The organism is Methylobacillus draconifructus (assembly GCF_045984385.1).
GTDB lineage: Bacteria > Pseudomonadota > Gammaproteobacteria > Burkholderiales > Methylophilaceae > Methylobacillus > Methylobacillus flagellatus_A.
In genome coordinates, this window is the sequence record NZ_JBJQIJ010000002.1 from 529091 (window position 1) to 548935 (window position 19845).

20 protein-coding genes are annotated in these 19845 nt (G+C 57.5%); 16 read left to right on the forward strand and 4 right to left on the reverse strand.

Annotation, left to right across the window (positions count from 1 at the left end; all coding sequences use genetic code 11):
• Positions 1-22: 22 nt before the first annotated feature.
• A complete protein-coding gene (locus ACKF11_RS06320; protein ID WP_309566064.1) occupies positions 23-958 on the reverse strand; it encodes a serine/threonine protein kinase in 936 nt (311 codons plus the stop codon).
• A 114-nt stretch (positions 959-1072) separates the two neighbouring features.
• Here ACKF11_RS06320 and ACKF11_RS06325 point away from each other — a divergent pair, with 114 nt between their 5' ends.
• The 15 genes from ACKF11_RS06325 to erpA all read left to right on the forward strand — a co-directional run bounded on the left by ACKF11_RS06325 (position 1073) and on the right by erpA (position 14105).
• A complete protein-coding gene (locus tag ACKF11_RS06325; RefSeq protein ID WP_407996376.1) occupies positions 1073-1939 on the forward strand; it encodes a YicC/YloC family endoribonuclease in 867 nt (288 codons plus the stop codon).
• Between the two features lie 65 nt (positions 1940-2004).
• Positions 2005-3051, forward strand: a complete 1047-nt coding sequence (locus ACKF11_RS06330; protein ID WP_309566034.1) for a DUF475 domain-containing protein — start codon at positions 2005-2007, stop codon at positions 3049-3051.
• Between the two features lie 33 nt (positions 3052-3084).
• Positions 3085-3693, forward strand: coding sequence for a guanylate kinase (gene gmk, locus ACKF11_RS06335; RefSeq protein WP_309566035.1), 609 nt, complete (start codon positions 3085-3087; stop codon positions 3691-3693).
• Positions 3694-3747: 54 nt separating this feature from the next.
• Positions 3748-3960 carry a DNA-directed RNA polymerase subunit omega gene (gene rpoZ, locus ACKF11_RS06340; protein WP_309566036.1) on the forward strand — a complete coding sequence of 71 codons (213 nt, stop codon included), beginning with the start codon at positions 3748-3750 and terminating at the stop codon, positions 3958-3960.
• Positions 3961-4064: 104 nt separating this feature from the next.
• The gene (locus ACKF11_RS06345) at positions 4065-6287 is read left to right on the forward strand and encodes a RelA/SpoT family protein (RefSeq protein WP_407993530.1); all 2223 of its coding nucleotides are present in this window, start codon (positions 4065-4067) and stop codon (positions 6285-6287) included.
• A 53-nt stretch (positions 6288-6340) separates the two neighbouring features.
• On the forward strand, positions 6341-6727 hold the full coding sequence (ridA, locus tag ACKF11_RS06350) for a deaminase RidA (protein WP_407996377.1): 387 nt from the start codon (positions 6341-6343) through the stop codon (positions 6725-6727).
• Between the two features lie 140 nt (positions 6728-6867).
• Positions 6868-8928, forward strand: coding sequence for an ATP-dependent DNA helicase RecG (gene recG / locus ACKF11_RS06355; protein WP_407996378.1), 2061 nt, complete (start codon positions 6868-6870; stop codon positions 8926-8928).
• 12 nt (positions 8929-8940) lie between these two features.
• The gene (locus ACKF11_RS06360; protein ID WP_407996379.1) at positions 8941-9504 is read left to right on the forward strand and encodes a chorismate--pyruvate lyase family protein; all 564 of its coding nucleotides are present in this window, start codon (positions 8941-8943) and stop codon (positions 9502-9504) included.
• Positions 9505-9519: 15 nt separating this feature from the next.
• Complete coding sequence (gene ubiA / locus ACKF11_RS06365) at positions 9520-10389, forward strand: 4-hydroxybenzoate octaprenyltransferase (RefSeq protein ID WP_407996380.1); 870 nt, start codon at positions 9520-9522, stop codon at positions 10387-10389.
• 118 nt (positions 10390-10507) lie between these two features.
• Positions 10508-10948, forward strand: a complete 441-nt coding sequence (gene rplM, locus ACKF11_RS06370) for a 50S ribosomal protein L13 (RefSeq protein ID WP_025872981.1) — start codon at positions 10508-10510, stop codon at positions 10946-10948.
• Positions 10949-10960: 12 nt separating this feature from the next.
• The gene (gene rpsI, locus ACKF11_RS06375) at positions 10961-11353 is read left to right on the forward strand and encodes a 30S ribosomal protein S9 (RefSeq protein WP_230348300.1); all 393 of its coding nucleotides are present in this window, start codon (positions 10961-10963) and stop codon (positions 11351-11353) included.
• 140 nt (positions 11354-11493) lie between these two features.
• A complete protein-coding gene (gene argC, locus ACKF11_RS06380) occupies positions 11494-12546 on the forward strand; it encodes an N-acetyl-gamma-glutamyl-phosphate reductase (protein ID WP_407996381.1) in 1053 nt (350 codons plus the stop codon).
• Between the two features lie 7 nt (positions 12547-12553).
• Positions 12554-13258 (forward strand): DUF6776 family protein, encoded by a 705-nt coding sequence (locus tag ACKF11_RS06385; RefSeq protein WP_407996382.1) that lies wholly within the window; start codon positions 12554-12556, stop codon positions 13256-13258.
• Positions 13259-13291: 33 nt separating this feature from the next.
• Positions 13292-13696 carry a bactofilin family protein gene (locus tag ACKF11_RS06390; RefSeq protein ID WP_309566044.1) on the forward strand — a complete coding sequence of 135 codons (405 nt, stop codon included), beginning with the start codon at positions 13292-13294 and terminating at the stop codon, positions 13694-13696.
• Positions 13697-13751: 55 nt separating this feature from the next.
• A complete protein-coding gene (gene erpA, locus ACKF11_RS06395) occupies positions 13752-14105 on the forward strand; it encodes an iron-sulfur cluster insertion protein ErpA (RefSeq protein ID WP_309566045.1) in 354 nt (117 codons plus the stop codon).
• A gap of 61 nt (positions 14106-14166) precedes the next feature.
• Here the strand turns inward: erpA and gltA are convergent, their stop codons facing one another.
• From gltA to ACKF11_RS06410, 3 genes are read right to left on the reverse strand one after another with little or no spacing between them, the layout of a single operon-like run.
• Positions 14167-15459 carry a citrate synthase gene (gltA, locus tag ACKF11_RS06400; RefSeq protein WP_407993536.1) on the reverse strand — a complete coding sequence of 431 codons (1293 nt, stop codon included), beginning with the start codon at positions 15457-15459 and terminating at the stop codon, positions 14167-14169.
• 34 nt (positions 15460-15493) lie between these two features.
• Complete coding sequence (locus ACKF11_RS06405) at positions 15494-16600, reverse strand: anhydro-N-acetylmuramic acid kinase (protein WP_407996383.1); 1107 nt, start codon at positions 16598-16600, stop codon at positions 15494-15496.
• The gene (locus ACKF11_RS06410; protein WP_405029513.1) at positions 16600-17946 is read right to left on the reverse strand and encodes a peptidoglycan DD-metalloendopeptidase family protein; all 1347 of its coding nucleotides are present in this window, start codon (positions 17944-17946) and stop codon (positions 16600-16602) included. Before ACKF11_RS06410 ends, ACKF11_RS06405 begins: the two co-directional genes overlap by 1 nt.
• Before the next feature lie 108 nt (positions 17947-18054).
• Between ACKF11_RS06410 and tyrS the strand changes: the two genes are divergently transcribed.
• A complete protein-coding gene (tyrS, locus tag ACKF11_RS06415; protein ID WP_407996384.1) occupies positions 18055-19254 on the forward strand; it encodes a tyrosine--tRNA ligase in 1200 nt (399 codons plus the stop codon).
• The last annotated feature ends 591 nt before the right edge of the window (positions 19255-19845 follow it).

The window sequence follows — 19845 nt, forward strand, 5'->3', positions numbered from 1 at the left end:
TTTAGTGACTGCTCAATATCTTTCAATCCTGGGTGAATAGCGAAGTAATCTTGTTCAGCCAGCCGTGGCGCGCGGGCAGCGGCACCGCTTCCAGCAACGATTTCTGCAAGGCAAACACGCTGGGCGGGCGGTCCATGTGGTCCAAGGCCATGCAGTTGTCGATGATCTGCAGCAGGTTACGCGAGTACCTTCCCTTGCCCAGCCTGACTGCAGGCACCAGCTGGTCCTTCCTCACGCGCTGGTCCGCCGCTTGCGGCGCGGCCTGAAGCAGGCAGGCGTACATGCTGGCGCCTATGCTGTAGACATCGCTCCATGGGCCGAGTTGCTTGCGGTCGCCATATTGCTCGGGCGAGGCGAATCCGGGGGTATAGCTTGGCGGCAGCGCGTTGGAGGCTTCGTTGAGCGCCATGCGGGCGGAGCCGAAATCCAGCAATACCGGGGAGCCGTCCAGGCGGATATAGATGTTGGCTGGCTTGATGTCGAGGTGCAGCAGCTTTTGCGCATGCACCTCGCGCAGGCCGTTGAGCAGCTGGCTGAACACGCTGCGCAGCATGGTTTCCGGCAAGGCTGTGTCGCGCGCCAGCACGTATTCCTGCAGGGATTTGCCGCGTTCGTAGCGCATCACCATGTAGACGGTGTCATTGGCGCGGAAGAAGTTCTGCACGCGTACGATGTTCTTGTGCTCGATATTGGCCAGCGCCCGGCCTTCCTCGAAAAAGCATTTCAATCCGAAACGGAATCCTGCGGCGGCTTCATTGGTCGGAATGCGTACCTGGTCGCCTTCCTTACGCAGCGCGAGCATGTTGGGAAGGTATTCCTTGATGGCGACGGTGGTGTCGTTTTCCAGGTCGCGCGCGATATAGACGAAGCTGAATCCACCGGCACTGAGAAGCTTTTTGATTTCATAGCCCTGCAATTGGTAGCCTGGCGGCAGGGCAAGATTCTGGTTGGCGTGCATGTGCTGGTGAATGATGGGCGGCAAGGGTAAAACCTATAATTTGCAGGCTATTCTGTCATGAAACGCTCCGGATTTGATACCATGGGCCAAATTTAATCGGGAATTTCCATCAACATGATTTTCAGCATGACGGGTTATGCCTCGCTGGAGCAGGAGGTGAGCCATGGCGTTCTGGTGCTCGAACTGCGCTCGGTCAATCATCGCTACCTCGAGTTGCAGCTCAAGCTGGATGACAATGTGCGCATGTTCGAACCGCAGGTGCGCGAACTGATCAACCAGCGCCTCAAGCGCGGCAAGGTGGAGTGCCGCATCAGCCTGGCACATCGCGCCTCCGAACAGCGGCAGGTGCAGCTGGACGACATGGTGTTGCAGCAGCTGGCTCAGATGACCGTCAGCGTGCAACGCCACTTCCCGGAAAGCCGCCCCTTGAGCGTGGCGGACATCCTGCGCTGGCCAGGGGTGATATCGGGGGAAGGCGCGGATCACGAGGCCTTGGCAGCCGCCATTCGCGACAGCCTGCTGAAGCTGGTGCAGCAGATGACGGAAGCACGGGCGCGCGAAGGCATCAAACTCAAGGCCATCATCCTCGACCGCCTGGCGGAAATGGAAGGCCTGGTCGCCAGGGTGCGTCCCTTGCTGCCCGAGCAGGTGAAGATTTATCAGGAGCGCCTGTACGGCAAACTGCAGGAAGCGCTGGGTTCGGTGGATGACGAGCGTATCCGCCAGGAACTCACCATCTTCGCCCAGCGGATTGATGTGGATGAGGAGTTGAGCCGTCTGGGCGCGCATATCGAGGAAGTGAAGCGCATTCTCGAAGCAGGCAGCCCGGCAGGCAAGCAGCTGGATTTCCTCATGCAGGAACTGAACCGCGAAGCCAATACCCTGGCTTCCAAGTCTGTTTCCACTGAAGTGTCGCAAGTCGCCATGGCGCTCAAGCTGCTGATCGAGCAAATGCGCGAGCAAGTGCAGAACATAGAGTAGCCGTCCGATTGTCCTGGCGCAGGCTGCTGCCTGGCCGCGAACCTCATTGATCCGGAACTTAAGCAATGCGCGATTTCAGATATTCCTTTTTCGTCACTTTCCTCTGCCTCGGGCTGGCCGCGCTCTGGGGCTACGAAATCAAGGGCGGGGTGTCCGGCATCTGGCCTGCGCTGAGCGTGGCGCTGATCCTCGGCATCATGGAAATCAGCCTGTCTTTCGACAATGCCGTGGTGAACGCCTCCATCCTCAAGGAGATGGACGAAAAATGGCGGCATATCTTCCTCACCGTGGGCATCCTGATTGCCGTGTTCGGCGTACGCCTGCTGTTCCCTTTGTTGCTGGTGGCGGCGGCCACCGACCAGGGGCTGCTCGAGGTGGCCGATATGGCGATCAATAATCCGGTGCTGTATGCCGACTACCTCGACGATGGCCATAACGCGATTGCGGCATTCGGCGGCTCCTTCCTGTTCCTGGTGTTCCTGAGCTTCCTGCTGGACCCGGAGAAGGAGCTGCACTGGCTGGGCCGCCTGGAAGCGGCATTCGGCAGGCTGGGCAGCCTGGAGTCCATCAAGATCATCGTCATCCTGCTGATCCTGCTGGGCTTGCAGAACTTCCTGCCCATTTCGCAGGCAGAGCGCCTGACCATCCTGCTGGCAGGGTTGAGCGGGGTGGTGCTGTATGTGGTGATCGACAGCCTGAGCGGGTTTTTCTCCTCGCAGGCCGAGGGCGACGCCTTCGCCAAGACCGCGAAGCGCAACGGGGCGATGGGTTTTCTTTACCTGGAAATTCTCGACGCCTCGTTCTCGTTCGACGGCGTGATTGGCGCGTTTGCGATTACGCGCGACGTGGTGATCATCATGCTGGGCCTGACCATAGGTGCGATGTTCGTGCGTTCCATGACCGTGCGCCTGGTGTACAAGGGCACGCTCGACAACTATGTTTACCTGGAGCACGGCGCCCACTATGCGATCGGGGTGCTCGGACTGATCATGTTCTATACCATCTACCGGCCCGTGCCTGAGGTGGTGACCGGCCTCATCGGCGTGGTATTCATCATGGCGGCCTTGTTGTCATCCATCTTCTACAGGCGCAGACTGGCGCATCGGGTCTGATTTTTTTAAGTTTGCACGACGGAATTCCATGCTATGAAAGGCAACCTATTCATTATCACCGCCCCATCGGGCGCCGGAAAAACCTCGCTGGTGCGCGCGCTGCTGGACGGCGACGAGCATATCAAGCTCTCTGTCTCCCATACCACGCGCCAGCCGCGGCCGGGCGAGGAGGACGGCGTGCATTACCATTTCGTCGAGGAAGCCAGGTTCGTGGAACTGCTCAACCACGGCGACTTCCTCGAAAGCGCGCAGGTGCACGGCGCTTATTACGGCACATCGCAGTCGACGGTGAATTCCGTATTGGCGGAAGGATACGACCTGATCCTGGAAATCGACTGGCAGGGCGCGCAGCAGGTGCGCAGCCAGTATGCCGAAGCCATCAGCATCTTCATCCTGCCGCCTTCGATGGAGGCCCTGGAGCAGCGCCTGAACAACCGCGCGCAGGATAGCGCGGAGGTGATTGTGCGCAGGCTTGCTGCGGCGCGGGACGAGATGCGCCACGTGGCGGAATTCGACTATGTTACAATCAACGACAGATTCGAACATGCGCTGGAAGACCTGCGGGCCATTATCCGCAGCCAGAGATTGCGGCGCGAAAAGCAATTGCTGCGCTACCAGGATGTGGTGCAAAAACTGCTCTAGCCGTCTTCCGGCCCATGTAAATGTACATGACAAAATTCAGGAGATATTCGTAACATGGCACGTATTACCGTTGATGATTGTCTGGAAAAGATACCCAACCGTTTCCAGTTGACCCTTGTCGCCGCCTACCGCGCACGCCAGCTCGCCAATGGCTCGGAGCCGCTCGTGAACGCGCACGGCAGCAAGGATAAGCCCACCGTGCTGGCGCTGCGTGAAATCGCGGCTGCCAAGGTAGGCCTGGAAGTGCTTAATCGCGGACACGCCTGATCGCACAACCTTGCAGTGAATGCTAGCTGGTGATGCAGCCGGGATCATGCCAATGCACGGTCCCGGGTTGGCGACTATGTAGAATTGAGTAATTACTGGAATTTATGCCCAAGACCGCAGCCAAAAGACCAGCCGAACCAGTTTCACCCTTACCTTTGCTGCCAGCGGACAGCGAAGACTCCCAACTCACCCTGCGCCTGCGGGAATACCTCAAGCAAGACGACATAGACCATATCTGGGATGCCTACCGTTTCAGCGCTGCTGCGCATGAAGGGCAGGTGCGCCGCAGCGGCGAGCCCTATGTGATTCACCCGGTCAGCGTGGCCGGCATCCTGGCCGAACTGCATCTCGATCCTCCGACCTTGATCGCGGCCTTGCTGCACGATGTGGTGGAGGATACCGGCGTCACCAAGCAGCAAATCGGCGAGAAATTCGGCAAACAGGTGGCCGAGCTGGTGGACGGATTGTCCAAGCTCGACAAGATCGAATTCCAGAGCGCGACCCAAGCGCAGGCGGAGAATTTCCGCAAAATGCTGCTGGCGATGTCGCAGGACGTGCGCGTGATCCTGGTTAAGCTTGCCGACCGCTTGCACAACATGAGCACGCTCGATGTCATGAAACCGGAGAAGCAGCGGCGCATCGCGCGTGAAACGCTGGATATCTATGCGCCGATCGCCAACCGGCTCGGGCTCAACGAGATTTACCAGACGCTGGAAGACCTGAGCTTCAAGTACCTTTACCCGATGCGCCACCGCGTGATTTCCAAGGCGGTCATGGCGGCGCGCGGCAACCGCAAGGAAGTGGTCGGCAAGATCCTCGACGCCATCAACCAGCGCCTGAAAGACCAGCATATCGATGCCGAGGTGACTGGGCGCGAAAAGCACCTCTACAGCATCTACAAGAAAATGACGGGCAAGACCGTCACCTTCTCGCAGATCTACGATATCTACGGCTTTCGCGTCATCGTGCGCGACCTGCCGACCTGTTACGCCGCCCTAGGCGTGCTGCACGGGCTATACAAGCCGATTCCCGGCAAGTTCAAGGACTATATCGCCATCCCCAAGGCCAACGGCTACCAGTCGTTGCATACGACGTTGTTCGGCCCGTTCGGCACGCCGATCGAGATCCAGATCCGCAGCCGCGAAATGCACAACATTGCCGATGCGGGGGTTGCCGCGCACTGGCTCTACAAGACCACGGATGCCCACCTGACGGCCTTGCAGCAGCAAACGCACCAATGGCTGCAGCGCCTGCTGGACATCCAGAGCGAGAGCACCGACTCGCTCGAGTTTCTCGAACATTTCAAGGTCGACCTGTTCCCGGACGAGGTCTACGTCTTCACGCCCAAGGGCACCATCATGGCATTGCCCAAGGGGGCCACTGCCGTCGATTTCGCCTATGCGGTGCATACCGACATCGGCAACCGCTGCGTGGCGGTGAAGATCAACCAGGAACTCGCTCCCTTGCGGACCGAGCTGCACAACGGCGACCATGTCGAGATCATCACCGCCGCTCATGCGCACCCCAACCCCGCATGGCTCAATTACGTGCTGACCGGCAAGGCGCGCGCCCATATCCGGCACTACCTCAAATCCATGCAGTCCACCGAGTCGGCATTGCTGGGCGAGCGCATGCTCAACCAGGCGCTGCGCGCCCTACATGCCAACCCCATCACGATTGATGATCCTGCCTGGCAGCGCCTGGTGCGGGATTATGGCGCGAAGAGCAAGGACGAAATCCTCGCGGACATCGGCATGGGCAAGCGCCTGAACGTCATGGTGGCACACCAGTTGATGGCGCAGGCCGGGCAGCAGGAAGCCGTGGCGGAGCAGCAGAAGGTGCCTGCCAAGGTGCTGGACACCATCACCATCCGCGGCTCCGAGGGCATGGCGGTGCAGTTCGCGCAATGCTGCCGCCCCATTCCCGGCGATCCCATCCTGGGCTTCATCAACAAGGACAAGGGATTGGTTATCCATACGCACGACTGCCCGGCAATACGTAAGTTCCGCCTCGATCCCGACAAGTGGCTGGACGTGGAATGGGACCCGCAGGGGCACAGGCTGTACAAGGTCAGCCTCAAGCTGGTGGTGGCGAACCGCCGCGGCATGCTGGCGAAGATCGCCTCCGGCATTGCCGAGGCTGGCTCGAATATCGACAATGTCAGCATGGAAGAGGCGGACAACAGCACCTACACCAACATGAACTTCACCGTGCAGGTGGAGAACCGCGTGCACCTGGCCGAGCTGATGCGGCGCCTGCGCAAGATTCCGGATGTGGTGCGCATCAATCGCGTCAAGGGTTCCGGAGCCGAGCAGCGGATTCAGTAGCGTCACTTTTCAACCAATAATACTTCAACCAATCGAGTTTTCAGGAGAGATACATGGCCAAGCAAATCATCCATACCGATGGCGCCCCCCAGGCGATCGGCACCTATTCCCAGGCAGTCAAGGTCAACGGCAGCACCGTCTACCTATCCGGCCAGATCGGCCTTGACCCTGCGACCATGGAAATGGTGGATGGCATCGAGGCGCAAGTCCACCGCGTATTCAAGAATCTCAAGGCCGTGGCGGAAGCCGCCGGCGGCTCGCTCGCGGACGTGGTCAAGCTCAATATCTTCCTGACCGACCTTTCTCACTTTGCGCTGGTGAACACCATCATGGCGGAATACTTCACCCAGCCTTATCCTGCCCGCGCAGCGGTCGGCGTGGCGCAGCTGCCGCGCAACGCGCTGGTGGAAGCCGATGGCGTGCTGGAGATTGGCGCCTAGCACGACTACTTTCCTGGCGTGTTGCATTGCTTGCGCTTGTATCGAGTGCCCAGCAATGCCGCCAGGGTCGCTTGACCGATTTTCCTGCCTGCTCATGACATATTGAGCGACTCAGCCAGGATCAATAACTTCCCAGGATCATGGCGTCAAAACTACCTGCCAACAGCAAGCTCGACGGCATTAAAGGCATGACCCCTGCGTTGCAGGGGCGGCTTGCCAAGCTTGGCATCCTCAATTGCCAGGGCCTGCTGCTGCACATGCCCCTGCGCTACCTCGACGAAACCCGCATCACGGCGATTCGTGACCTGCATACCGGCGAGCAGGCCCAGGTGCAGGGCGAGATCGTGCATGCCGAGGTGCAATACCGTCCGCGAAAAGCACTGATTTGCCGGTTGCGCGACGACACGGGGCAGCTGGTGCTGCGTTTCCTGAATTTCTACCCCAGCCAGGTCGCCAGCCTGAAGGAAGGGCGGCATATCCGCGCCTTCGGCGAAGTGCGCGGCGGCTTCTTCGGCTGGGAAATGGTGCATCCGCAGTGCAAACAGGTGGAAGAGGATGCGCCGGTTGCCGAGGCATTGACGCCGTTTTACCCCACCACGGCAGGCTTGAGCCAGGCCGCGTTGCGCAAATGGATATCCTGGGCATTGGAGCAGGTGGATACCGCGGAAATCCTGCCGCAGGAGATATACCGCGGACTTTCCTTGCCGGGATTCGCGGAAAGCCTGCACCTCCTGCACCATCCGGCGCCAGAGGCGGCGCTGCGCAGCCTGGAATCCCGCGACCATCCCGCATGGCGGCGGCTGGCCTTTGATGAATTGCTCGCGCAGCAACTTTCCATGCGCAAGCATCATGCGCGCCGCAGGCACCAGGGCGCGCCTGCACTGCCGCCGTCCCACACCTTGGTCACTGCCTTGCTGCGCAGCCTGCCGTTCGCCCTGACCCAGGCCCAGCAGCGCGTTGCCGTGGAGATTGGCCGCGACCTGGAACAGCCGCACCCCATGCAGCGCCTGTTGCAGGGCGATGTCGGCAGCGGCAAGACTATAGTCGCCGCGATGGCGGCGTTGCAGGCGATTGAAAACGGCTACCAGGCAGCCATCATGGCGCCGACGGAAATCCTCGCCGAGCAGCATTACCAGAAGATGCAGGCTTGGCTGGCGCCCTTGGGCATACAGGTGGCCTGGCTGTCCGGCAGCCAGGGCAAGAAGGAGCGGCGCGAGATGATGGCTGCTGTGGAGAACGGCGAAGCGCAACTCGTGATCGGTACCCATGCCTTGTTCCAGGACCAGGTCGTGTTCCAACGGCTGGCGCTTGCCGTTGTCGACGAGCAGCACCGCTTTGGCGTACAGCAGCGCCTGTCATTGCGGCAGAAGGGCGTGCAGCCGCATCAACTCATGATGAGCGCCACGCCGATTCCGCGCACCTTGTCCATGAGCTACTTTGCCGACCTCGATGTATCGGTGATCGACGAGCTTCCGCCTGGGCGTACGCCCATCGTGACCCGGCTGGTATCCGATGCCAGGCGGGACGAAGTGCTGGAGCGCGTGCAGCATGCCTGCATGGAGGGGCGGCAGGCTTATTGGGTCTGCCCCTTGATAGAGGAATCCGAGGCATTGCAATTGCAGACCGTGACCGAAACATACGAGAACCTGCGCGAGACTTTCCCGCAGTTGCGGGTGGGGTTGGTGCATGGCCGCATGAAGCCTGCCGAGAAACAGGCGGTGATGGCCGCGTTCAGCGCAGGCGAAACCCAGCTGCTGGTGGCGACGACTGTGATCGAAGTGGGCGTGGATGTACCCAATGCCAGTCTGATGGTGATCGAGCATGCCGAGCGCATGGGCCTGGCACAATTGCACCAATTGCGCGGCCGTGTCGGGCGCGGCGCAGCCAAGAGCAGCTGCATCCTGCTCTACCAGGACGGCAAGCTCTCGGAAACCGCGCGCGCGCGCCTCAAGATCATCTACGAGTCCAGCGATGGCTTCGCCATCGCCCAGGCTGACCTCGCATTGCGCGGGCCGGGAGAGTTCATGGGCGTACGACAGAGCGGGGTGCCCATGCTGAGGATCGCCGACCTGGAGCGGGACCAGGACTTGCTGGAAGCTGCGCGCGAGATCGCGGCAGGTTTACTTGAGAAAGCGCCGCAGGCGGCAGACGCCCACTTGGCACGCTGGCTCGGCCATGCGGAAGAATTGGTCAAAGTCTGAGATAATCGGCCGGTGAAAGTCTTTGCCCATTTTCCGCAGATGCGAGACCGCTGGCTCAAGCAGGCCGTAGGTTCTCGGCATTACCGTCCCTGGCTCGCTGAGCGCGGTTCGCTGACTCGGCGCTTGCAGCAGCATAGCAGGCAGTTTGCGGTGCAACCCTTGCGCCTGGCCAGGAAAAAGCCGCCTTTTGCCGAGGCGCAATTATTGCAGGCGCTGCCTCGACGGCATACCTTGCTGCGTGACGTCATATTGCGTTGCGACGGCGAAGCAGTGGTGTTTGCGCATAGCCTATTGCCCCAACAAGCTATGCGGGGCGCCTGGCGCGGCCTGGGCCGCCTGGGGGCGCACTCGCTCGGCAGCGCCTTGTTCGCGGATCCGCGCATGTGCCGAGGCGCCTTGCAGTACAAGAAACTTTCACCCCGGCATTTTCTCTACCGCCTGGCAGCCGCGCACATTCCCTCGATTCGCGGCCCGGTATGGGCGAGGCGCTCGGTCTTCAGGCTGGAGAAGAAGGCGGTGCTGGTTACAGAGTTGTTCCTGCCCGCCGTGCTGAAATTGCGTGTGGTAACTGAATAGGGCCGTCTGTTTAAAATGAAAAACCTGCCCATTAAGCAAAAGCTCGAAGCCTATTACCGCCTGACCCGGCTGGATAAGCCCATCGGCATCCTGTTGCTGCTCTGGCCCACCTTGTGGGGCATATGGCTGGCAAGCCCGGGCTGGCCTGACGGCCTGGTATTGTTCGTATTCATTGCCGGTACTGTGTTGATGCGTTCGGCGGGCTGCGTCATGAACGACCTGGCCGACCGCAATTTCGACGGCCATGTGGAGCGCACCCGCCAGCGCCCGCTGGTGACCGGCGACGTAAGCGCGAAGGAAGCAGTTTTGCTGGCGATGGCATTGAGCCTGGCCGCATTTGTCCTCGTGCTGCAGCTCAACGCCCTGGTGGTGGCCTTGTCGTTCCCGGCTTTGTTCCTGGCCGCCAGCTACCCTCTGACCAAGCGCTTCCTCTCCATCCCGCAGGCTTATCTTGGCATTGCTTTCGGCTTCGGCATCCCGATGGCGTTTGCGGCCGTCACTGGCCAGTTGCCGCTGGAAGCCTGGATATTGCTGCTTGCCAACGTGTTCTGGGCGGTGGCATATGACACCGAATATGCCATGGTGGACCGCAACGACGACCTCAAGATCGGCATCAGATCCTCGGCCATTTTCTTCGGCAGGCTGGACATCTTCGCCGTCATGACATGCTACGGCGTTTTCCTGGTGTTGATGGCCTGGACGGGAGTGCGCCTTCAGCAATCCTGGCCGTATTTTGCCGGGCTGGCGGCCGCGGCGCTCATCGCCCTGTATCATTATGGGTTGATCCGCGGGCGTGATCGCACGTCTTGTTTCAAGGCGTTCCTGCACAACAATTGGCTTGGCGCTGCCATCTTCGCCGGGGTGCTGGCAAGCGATTATCTTTAAGCATGCATTTTAAGTATCTATGAAGATTGAAAAATCTAGCTCGGAAATGTTTGACAAAGCGTAAGGCCTTGACATACAATCCGCCTCTTAATTTTTTCAGCGAATATTGGTTTGTCCGATGAAGACCTTTTCTGCAAAAGCGCATGAAGTAAAGCGCGACTGGTTCGTAGTTGATGCTACGGATTTGGTGCTGGGCCGTTTGGCGAGTGAAATTGCGCACCGCCTGCGTGGCAAGCATAAGACTATTTACACACCGCACGTGGATACGGGCGATTATATCGTTGTGATCAATGCCGACAAGATCAAGGTAACCGGCAACAAGGCGCTGGACAAGAAGTACCACCGCCACAGTGGTTACCCAGGCGGTATCTCCACAACAACTTTTGGCAAGATGCAAGAGCGTTTCCCAGGCCGCGCCCTGGAAAAGGCTGTCAAGGGTATGCTGCCTAAGGGCCCGCTGGGTTATGCGATGTTCCGCAAGCTCAAGGTCTACGCTGGCGAAAAGCATGACCATGTTGCACAACAGCCGCAACCATTGGTAATCCAAAGTCAAGCGTAAGGATAAGCAGCGATGATTGGTAAATATAACTACGGTACTGGCCGCCGCAAGAGTTCGGTAGCTCGTGTCTTCTTGAAGTCCGGTAGCGGTAACATCGTTGTTAACGACAAGCCTGCTGACGAATATTTCTCCCGCGTGACTTCACGCATGATTCTGCGCCAGCCATTGGCTCTGACCGAAAACGAAGCCAGCTTCGACATTCTGGTCAATGTGACTGGCGGCGGCGAGTCCGGCCAAGCCGGTGCAGTGCGCCACGGTATCACCCGTGCGCTGATCGATTACGATGCTGCTCTGAAGAGCGCCCTGTCCAAGGCAGGTTTCGTGACTCGTGATGCACGTGAAGTTGAGCGTAAGAAGGTCGGCCTCCGCAAGGCGCGCCGCCGTAAGCAATTCTCCAAGCGCTAAGCTTTACTGTTGTCGTATTATCAAAAAAGCCGCACTTGTTGCGGCTTTTTGTTTTGGCGGTTTTCAAAATGCTTTGGGGTTTTGTTACTATAGATTTTCTGTGGATATGCCCTGCGGCATACGGAAGGTAAGTTCAGGTGATGCAAAGCAAAAAGATAAAAGTTGGCATTGTCGGTGGTACAGGGTATACCGGCGTTGAGTTGTTGCGCTTGTTGGCCTTGCATCCGCATGTGGAATTGAACGTTATTACTTCGCGCGGCGAAGCCGGGCTGCCGGTTGCGGATATGTTTCCCAGCCTGCGCGGGCGCGTAGGCCTTGTCTTCACCGATCCTGCCCAGGCTGACCTGTCACAGTGCGACGTGGTGTTCTTTGCTACGCCGCATGGCGTGGCCATGAGCCAGGCGCAAGCGCTGGTGGCGGCAGGAGTGAAGGTGATCGATCTCGCAGCGGACTTCCGGCTGCAGGATACGGCGGTATTCGAGAAATGGTACAAGCTGCCGCACGGCTGTCCGGATATCCTGGCTGATGCCGTATATGGCATTCCTGAGCTGTATCGTGAAAAAGTGCGTTCCGCCCAGGTGATCGGCAATCCCGGATGCTATCCGACGACCGTATTGCTGGGACTGGCGCCGCTGCTGGAGCAAGGGTTGATTGATTTATCCGTCCCCATCGTCTCGGACTCCAAATCGGGCGTTTCCGGCGCCGGCAGAAAAGCGGAGGTCGCCACTTTGTTTGCGGAAGCCAGCGACAACATGAAAGCCTATGGCGTCGCCGGCCACAGGCACCATCCTGAGATTCTTGCGCAATTGCAGCAGTTGGCCGACACCTCGCTGCAATTTATTTTTGTGCCCCACCTGGTTCCGCTGATTCGTGGCATGCTGTCCACCATCTACGTCAAGCTGTCAGACCAGGGGCTGAAGACTGACATTCAGGCCTTGTATGAGGCGCGATACCAGCACGAGCCGTTCGTGGATGTCCTGCCTCCAGGCAGTTTGCCGGAAACGCGTACGGTTCGCGGTGGCAACCAGTTGCGCCTGGCATTGCACCCGCAGCCGGAAAGCGGCTACCTGACGGTGATCGCGGTGCAGGATAACCTGGTCAAAGGGGCGGCGGGACAAGCGGTGCAAAATATGAACATCATGTTCGGGCTTGATGAACGGGCAGGGCTGGAAATCGTGCCTTTGCTGCCTTGATTGACCGATGAAACGCATCTCGCGCCGCGTCAAGCGTCACTTCCATAAGCCGACCAAGCCGGTGACGGTTAAATCCCATCGTGCTTGGTATTGGCAATTACTGGGAATCATAGTTCTGGTCGTGATTGGCTATGCGCTTGCTTACTGGCGGCTGAGCGCGACAGGCACGCTGGCGTTGACGCTCGAGTCCGAACCCACCAGGAAGGAGCTCATGAGCCGGACTGTCCTGGCAGAGCGGCAGCTACAAGTGCAGCGGGCGGCGCAAGAAAAGCTCGCGCATGATTTCGAACAGGTGCAGGACGAGCTGATGAAGCTGAAAGAGGACTTGGCTTTCTATAAAAGCATGCAGAGCGGCGATTCCGCCGCCAAGAATGTGAAACTCACGCGCTTGTTTGTGGAAAAAGCCAAGGAGCCCGGCCATTATCAATACCACCTGGTGCTCTCTCAACAAGGCAACGCCAGCAAGCCGGTACAAGGCAATCTGAGCTTTATCCTGCAAGGCAGGAACCAGCAAGGCCAGCCGGTCAAGCTTCCGCTGCTCCTGCAGCCTGCCAACAGCAACCAGGCAAAAGTGAATTTCCGCTATTATCAGCGCCTAGACGGCAGTTTCGCGCTGCCGGAAGACGTCACGGCTGAGGAATTGGAACTCAGCTTCCTTGAAACGGGGGCTAAACAGCCCAATATCAGTCAAAAGGTGGAGTTGCCTGGATAACGCTGGCCACCCCTCCTGAATAAAGGTATACGCATGTTCTTGAAGAGCAAGAATAAACCCCAAAGCCGTATTGATACCTTGGTCAGTACCGATACGCGCATTGAAGGCAACATTACATTCAGCGGCGGTTTGCGCGTGGATGGCCAGATCAAGGGCGATGTAAGCGAGCTGCCCGGCACCCCCAGTACGCTGGTATTGAGCGAACAGGGCCGCATTGAAGGGGCAGTGACCGTGGCGCGGATAGTATTGAATGGCGAGGTGCGCGGCCCGGTGCGCTCAAGCCACTATCTTGAACTGCTCGCCAAATCCAGGATTACCGGTGACGTGCATTACAAATCATTGGAAATCCATACCGGCGCCATTATTGAGGGTCAGCTGGTGTATATCGGTGATGCTGCCAAGAAAGAAACTTCTCTCGTTCCAGAGGTCAAAGATTGACCGTGGGAGTTTCGAGCAGGATAATGAATTCAATTAGTTTAAGGAGTTACTAACCATGAACGCAGTGACGGAAGAAATCCCAAGCCCATTAATCTTTACCGATAATGCGGCGCGCAAGGTAAAGGAGTTAATCGATGAGGAAGGCTCGCCGGATCTCAAGCTGCGCGTGTTCGTGAGCGGTGGCGGTTGTTCTGGGTTCCAGTACGGCTTCACCTTTGAGGAAATCATCAATGAGGATGATACGACCGTCGACAAGGACGGGGTCACATTGCTGATTGATCCGATGAGCCTGCAATACCTGGTGGGTGCCGAGATCGACTATCAGGACAGCCTGCAAGGCTCCCAGTTCGTCATCCGCAATCCCAATGCCACAACGACTTGTGGTTGCGGATCGTCTTTTTCCGCTTAAGCAGGGCGTATAAAATAAAAAAAAGGGGCCATTGGCCCCTTTTTATTTTGCCTATGCGGTTTTAACGCTGGCCTAGCGGGATAAAGTCGCGGCGCTCTGAGCCGGTATAAAGCTGGCGCGGACGGCCGATCTTGGAACCGGGATCGGACATCATCTCATTCCATTGGGCAACCCAGCCGACGGTACGCGCCAAGGCGAAGATGGCCGTGAACATGGAGTTCGGGATGCCCATCGCGCGCATGACAATACCGGAATAGAAATCCACATTCGGATAAAGCTGCCGGCTGACAAAATACTCGTCTTCCAGCGCAATCTTTTCCAGTTCCAGCGCAAGCTTGAACATGGGGTCGTCGTGCAGCCCAAGCTCATCGAGAACCTGGTGGCAGGTCTGGCGCATGATGGCGGCGCGCGGATCCATGTTGCGGTAGACGCGGTGGCCGAAACCCATCAGACGGAACGAATCGGTCTTATCCTTGGCGCGCTTGATGTATTCCCCGATGCGGCTCACGTCGCCGATCTCTTCCAACATCTTCAGCGTGGCTTCATTGGCGCCGCCGTGAGCAGGCCCCCATAGCGAGGCAATGCCTGCGGCGACGCAGGCGAACGGGTTGGCACCGCTGGAGCCGGCCAAGCGCACCGTGGAGGTCGAGGCATTCTGCTCATGGTCTGCATGCAGGATCAGGATGCGCTCGAATGCTTTTGCCAGCACAGGGTTGGGCTCGTAGTCTTCGCAGGGCGTGGCGAACATCATGTGCATGAAGTTTTCCGCATAGTTGAAACGGTTCTTCGGGTACATGAAAGGCTGGCCGATGTTGTACTTATAGCTCCAGGCGGCAATCGTGGGCACCTTGGCCAGCAGGCGGTGCGCCGCGAATTCGCGGTTCTTCGGGTCGCTGACATCGATCGCTTCATGATAGAAGGCGGACATGGAGCCGACCACGCCGACCATGACTGCCATCGGGTGAGCATCGCGGCGGAAGCCGCGGAAGATGTGCGTGAGCTGGTCGTGCACCATGCTATGGCGCGTAATGGTGTTGGTGAACTTGGCTTTCTGCTCGGCATCGGGCAATTCGCCATGCATCAACAGGTAGCAAACTTCCATGAAATCGGAGTGTTCGGCCAACTGCTCGATGGGATAGCCGCGGTAAAACAGTAAGCCTTTTTCACCGTCGATGTAAGTGATATTGGAATCACACGAAGCCGTCGACAGGAAGCCGGGGTCGTAGGTGAAATAGCCATGCTTGCCCAAGGAGCGGATGTCGATGACGCTGGGTCCCAGCTTGCCCGGCAGAATAGGCAGTTCGATTGGCGCGGAACCATCATCGAAAGTAAGGGTGACTTTGCTTGGTTTCATAATTCTGGAGTCAAGATGGTTGATTGGTTACAAATTAAGCAGCATAAACTGCGCCAAGTATTCGCGGGCCGCGTGCGCCGGTCACGGCAGGCAGGTTGCCAGGCAGCCCATGTAATGTCTGTTGCGCCAGCCAGGCAAAAGCGGCCGCCTCTACGGCATTGGCCGCTAGGCCAAGCGAATTGCTCAGTTCAATGACCACAGGTGGCAGCAGTTGCCGCAATCGCTGCATCAAAGCGCTATTATAAGCGCCGCCGCCGCATACATACAGCTCATCGACACTACCACAATACTGTGTTACTGCCATGGCAATTGACATGGCGGTCAGCTCCAAAAGCGTGCGTTGCACATCTTGTGGTGAATATTTGTCCTTTATCTGGTGCAATAGTTGCTCGAGCCAGGCTAGGTTGAACGTGTCGCGCCCCGTACTCTTGGGCGGCTGCATGGCGAAAAAAGGATCGGCCAGCATGGATTTCAGCAAGCCTGGAATGATGGAGCCGCTGGCTGCCCAGGCCCCATCCGCATCGTAATCCTTGCCCTGATGCTTGTTGATCCAGGCATCCATGAGCATATTGCCGGGCCCGGTATCAAAACCGGTGATGGCATTTCTTGACGCAGGCAGGTCGGTGAGATTGGCAATGCCGCCGATATTGAGCACCACCCGGTGTTTTCCAGGAGAGGAAAACATCGCGGCATGGAAGGCGGGTACCAGCGGGGCGCCATGTCCGCCTGCTGCAATGTCGCGGCTGCGGAAATCGGCGACGACGTTGATCCCGGTCAGCTCGGCCAGCAATGCCGGGTTGCCTATCTGCAAGGTAAAGCCCAATTCAGGGCGGTGACGTATGGTTTGCCCGTGGCAGCCGATCGCGCGTACTGCGCTCGGCTCAATAGAAGCCTGCTGCAAGAGTGCTGCTATATTCTTGGCGTATAACTCGGAAAGCTGGTTGCCGACCAGCGCTGTTGATTCGAGCTCATTGTGGCCCGGATCATGCAATGCCAACAATTGCTGTTTCAGCGCTGCGGGATAAGGTGTGAATTGCTGTTGTATGACCTGGCAATGCCGCTGCTCCAGCCTAACGATCACACTGTCGGCACCATCCAGGCTGGTGCCCGACATCAAGCCAATGAAAAGCTCGGACTGCACTAGTCAAGCGAAGCGACGGTGCTTGCACTCAGCAGTTGCAATTGGGCGCTCAGGTTGGCACTGTGCGCGAGAAAATCTGTACGGTATTGAGGGGAAAGTGGCTGTGCAGCAGGCAGGGCTACCTTGAGCGGATCCCTATGCACGCCGTTGAGCAGGAATTCGTAATGCAGGTGAGGGCCGGTCGCCATGCCGGTCATGCCCACATGGCCGATGATGTCGCCCTGGGATACCTTCATGCCGTTACGCAAGCCTGGCGCGAAGCGGGAAAGGTGGCCGTATACCGTGGTCACGCCGCCGCTGTGCTGCAAGTAGATGACGTTGCCGTAACCGCCCTTGACGCCGACAAACTGCACCACGCCGTCAGCAGGTGCCTTGATGCGGGTGCCGATCGGTGCGGCAAGGTCTACGCCCTTGTGAGCGCGCATTTTCTGCAGGATAGGATGGAAACGGCCCAAGGTGAAACCGGAACTGATGCGGGTGAATTCCAGCGGGGAGCGCAGGAATGATTTATGCAGGCTCTTGCCTTCAGGGGTGTAGTAGGCCACTTTGCCTTCAGGGTTGCGGTACATGACTGCCTTGTATGTCTTGCCCTGGTTGGTGAATTCAGCTGCCAGTACCTGACCGGTGTTGACCAAGTTGCCGTTGTTGTACTTGGCCTCGTAGATCACGACGAAACGGTCGCCTTTGCGCAGGTCGCTGTGGAAATCGATGTCAGAGGAGAAAATTTCCGCCATCTGGATGGCGACGGAATCCGGGATGTCGGCCGCATCGGTTGCGGCGAAAAGCGAGCTTCTGATTTCAGCGGTTTTCAATACGTTGTGGACTTCTAGTACAGGCTCGCCGGTTTTGGCCTGGTAGCCCGAGTCGGTGCGTTCTACGGTCAGGGTGGAAGTGGGGCTGAGCTGATATTGCAGCTTGAGCAATTCACCATTGGCATTGACTTGCGCCTGGATGGCGCGCCCAGGCCGGAGCTGGGATGCCAGTGCGCTGGCGTCGGGACTTCTGCGCAAGAATTCCAGCGCTTCGCTGTTTTGCACATTCAACCTGGACATCAGGCTGGCAAGCGTGTCATCGCGGCGCACCTGGTCGGCTTGCCAGTAGTTTTCGCTTTCGAGGTTCTCTGAAACAAACGGCGTGGAAATCTCAGGCAATGCGATATCCTCCACGATAGTGGAGATCGCAACATCTTGCGTAGAGGTTTGTGGCGCGATACCGAAAGCGGTAATGATGCCGAACAGCGGCAGGCTTGAAATGGCGAGCAACCAACGCAGGCGTAGCTTACGTTCTTTTAATGCTGGGTTTTGCGTTAAAATAACTTCCTTTTGGCTCTGCTCAGTTTGCTGCACTGGTCGCTACCTCATTACTGTGACAAATCAACGATGAGGCATGCTAACAGAAAAATTCTGCATGGTGAAGGCAAAAAAGCATTCTAAATCACGGTTATTTCTAAAGATATGGCAAATTTAAATGACAGTTTGGCGTTGATCAAGCGCGGTATTGATGACCTGATCGGCGAGCAGGAATTAATCGACAAGCTCAAAACCAGGCAGCCGTTAAAGGTAAAGGCGGGTTTTGACCCGACTGCGCCCGATTTGCACTTGGGGCATGCGGTATTGATCAACAAGCTGCGCCAATTCCAGGACCTGGGCCACAAAGTGCTGTTCCTGATCGGCGATTTCACCGGCATGATCGGCGACCCAACCGGCAAGAGCGCAACCCGCCCGCCGTTGAGCGTCGAGCAGGTACAGATCAATGCGCAAACTTACCAGGAGCAAGTATTCAAGATACTCAAGCCCGAGCAAACGGAAGTGGTCTTCAATTCAAGCTGGATCAATGAGCTTGGCGCCGCAGGCATGCTCAAGCTCGCGGCAACGCATACCGTGGCGCGCATGCTGGAGCGGGATGACTTCGAAAAGCGCTACAAGAGCAATCAGCCGATTGCCATTCACGAGTTCCTTTATCCCTTGTTGCAGGGTTACGACTCGGTAGCCTTGAAAGCGGATATCGAACTTGGCGGCACCGACCAGCGCTTCAACTTATTAATGGGGCGCGAACTGCAAAAGCATTTTGGCCAGGCGCCGCAGTCCGTCTTGACGGTTCCGCTGCTGGAAGGCCTGGACGGCGTCAACAAGATGTCCAAGTCCCTGGGCAACTATATAGGTATTGCCGAACCCGCCAATACTATATTTAGTAAGTTGATGTCGGTTTCGGATGAGCTGATGTGGCGGTATATCACTTTATTGTCATTTGAATCGATAGCGACCATCGAGCAATGGCGCGCTTCCGTGGCGGCTGGCGAGAACCCGCGAAACATCAAGGTGCGTTTCGCGCAGGAAATCGTCGCGCGATTCCATAGCAAGCAGGCCGCAGTCGATGCGCTTGCAGATTTCGAGTTGCGCTCGAAAGGTGGCATTCCCGAAGATGTGCCGGAAGTGAACGTGGTGATCCAGGAACCATCGATCGCGATAGGTCCTTTATTAAAGCAGGCCAGACTGGTTGCCAGCACGTCAGAGGCTTTCCGCATGATAGAGCAGGGCGGCGTGAAGCTGGATAGCGAGAAGGTGACGGACCGCGCATTGCAAATCAGCGTGGGTTCGGTAGTGGTGGCGCAAGTGGGCAAGCGTAAGTTTGCGCGTATCATGATTAGCAAGTAAGTCGCGCCTAGATAGTCCCAAATGTAATTATTTTGTAACAGTGGCAAAAAGGGCTTGACCAAAATCCTGGGCTACGTAAAATGCGCACCTCGCTTGAACGGCGGGGCTCGCAGGAGAGTTTGAAGGAATGAAGATTCTCCTTGACCGATTAAAAAAGGTCTGTAAAATGCGCAGCTCGCTTGAGAAAGCGAAGCGCAGTTAAGCAGTTTGAAATTAGTTTCAAAAATAGCTTGACCGGTTCGAAAGAAGCTGTAAAATGCGCGGCTCGCTGAGGGGTGTGGTGCAGTGTGAGGTGGTAGCGAAATTGATTGAGTAAATAAATTTCGAAACTAGCTTGACCTGGTTTAAAAGGTCTGTATAATGCGCCCTCTCGCTGAATTCGAAACGAATCGGCGGCGAGTAAAAAGAAGTAACCTGCTCTTTAACAAAACGAACAACCGATAAGTGTGGGTGCTTGTAGGTGGGTGCAAAAGATACATAGTTAATGTGTATCCAAAACTCAACAAACAAGTGCTTAACACTTAAATGAAATCTGTAACTTTTTAAGTTACACCTAAGATTCATTTGAGATTAAGCCAAGCGATATACCGA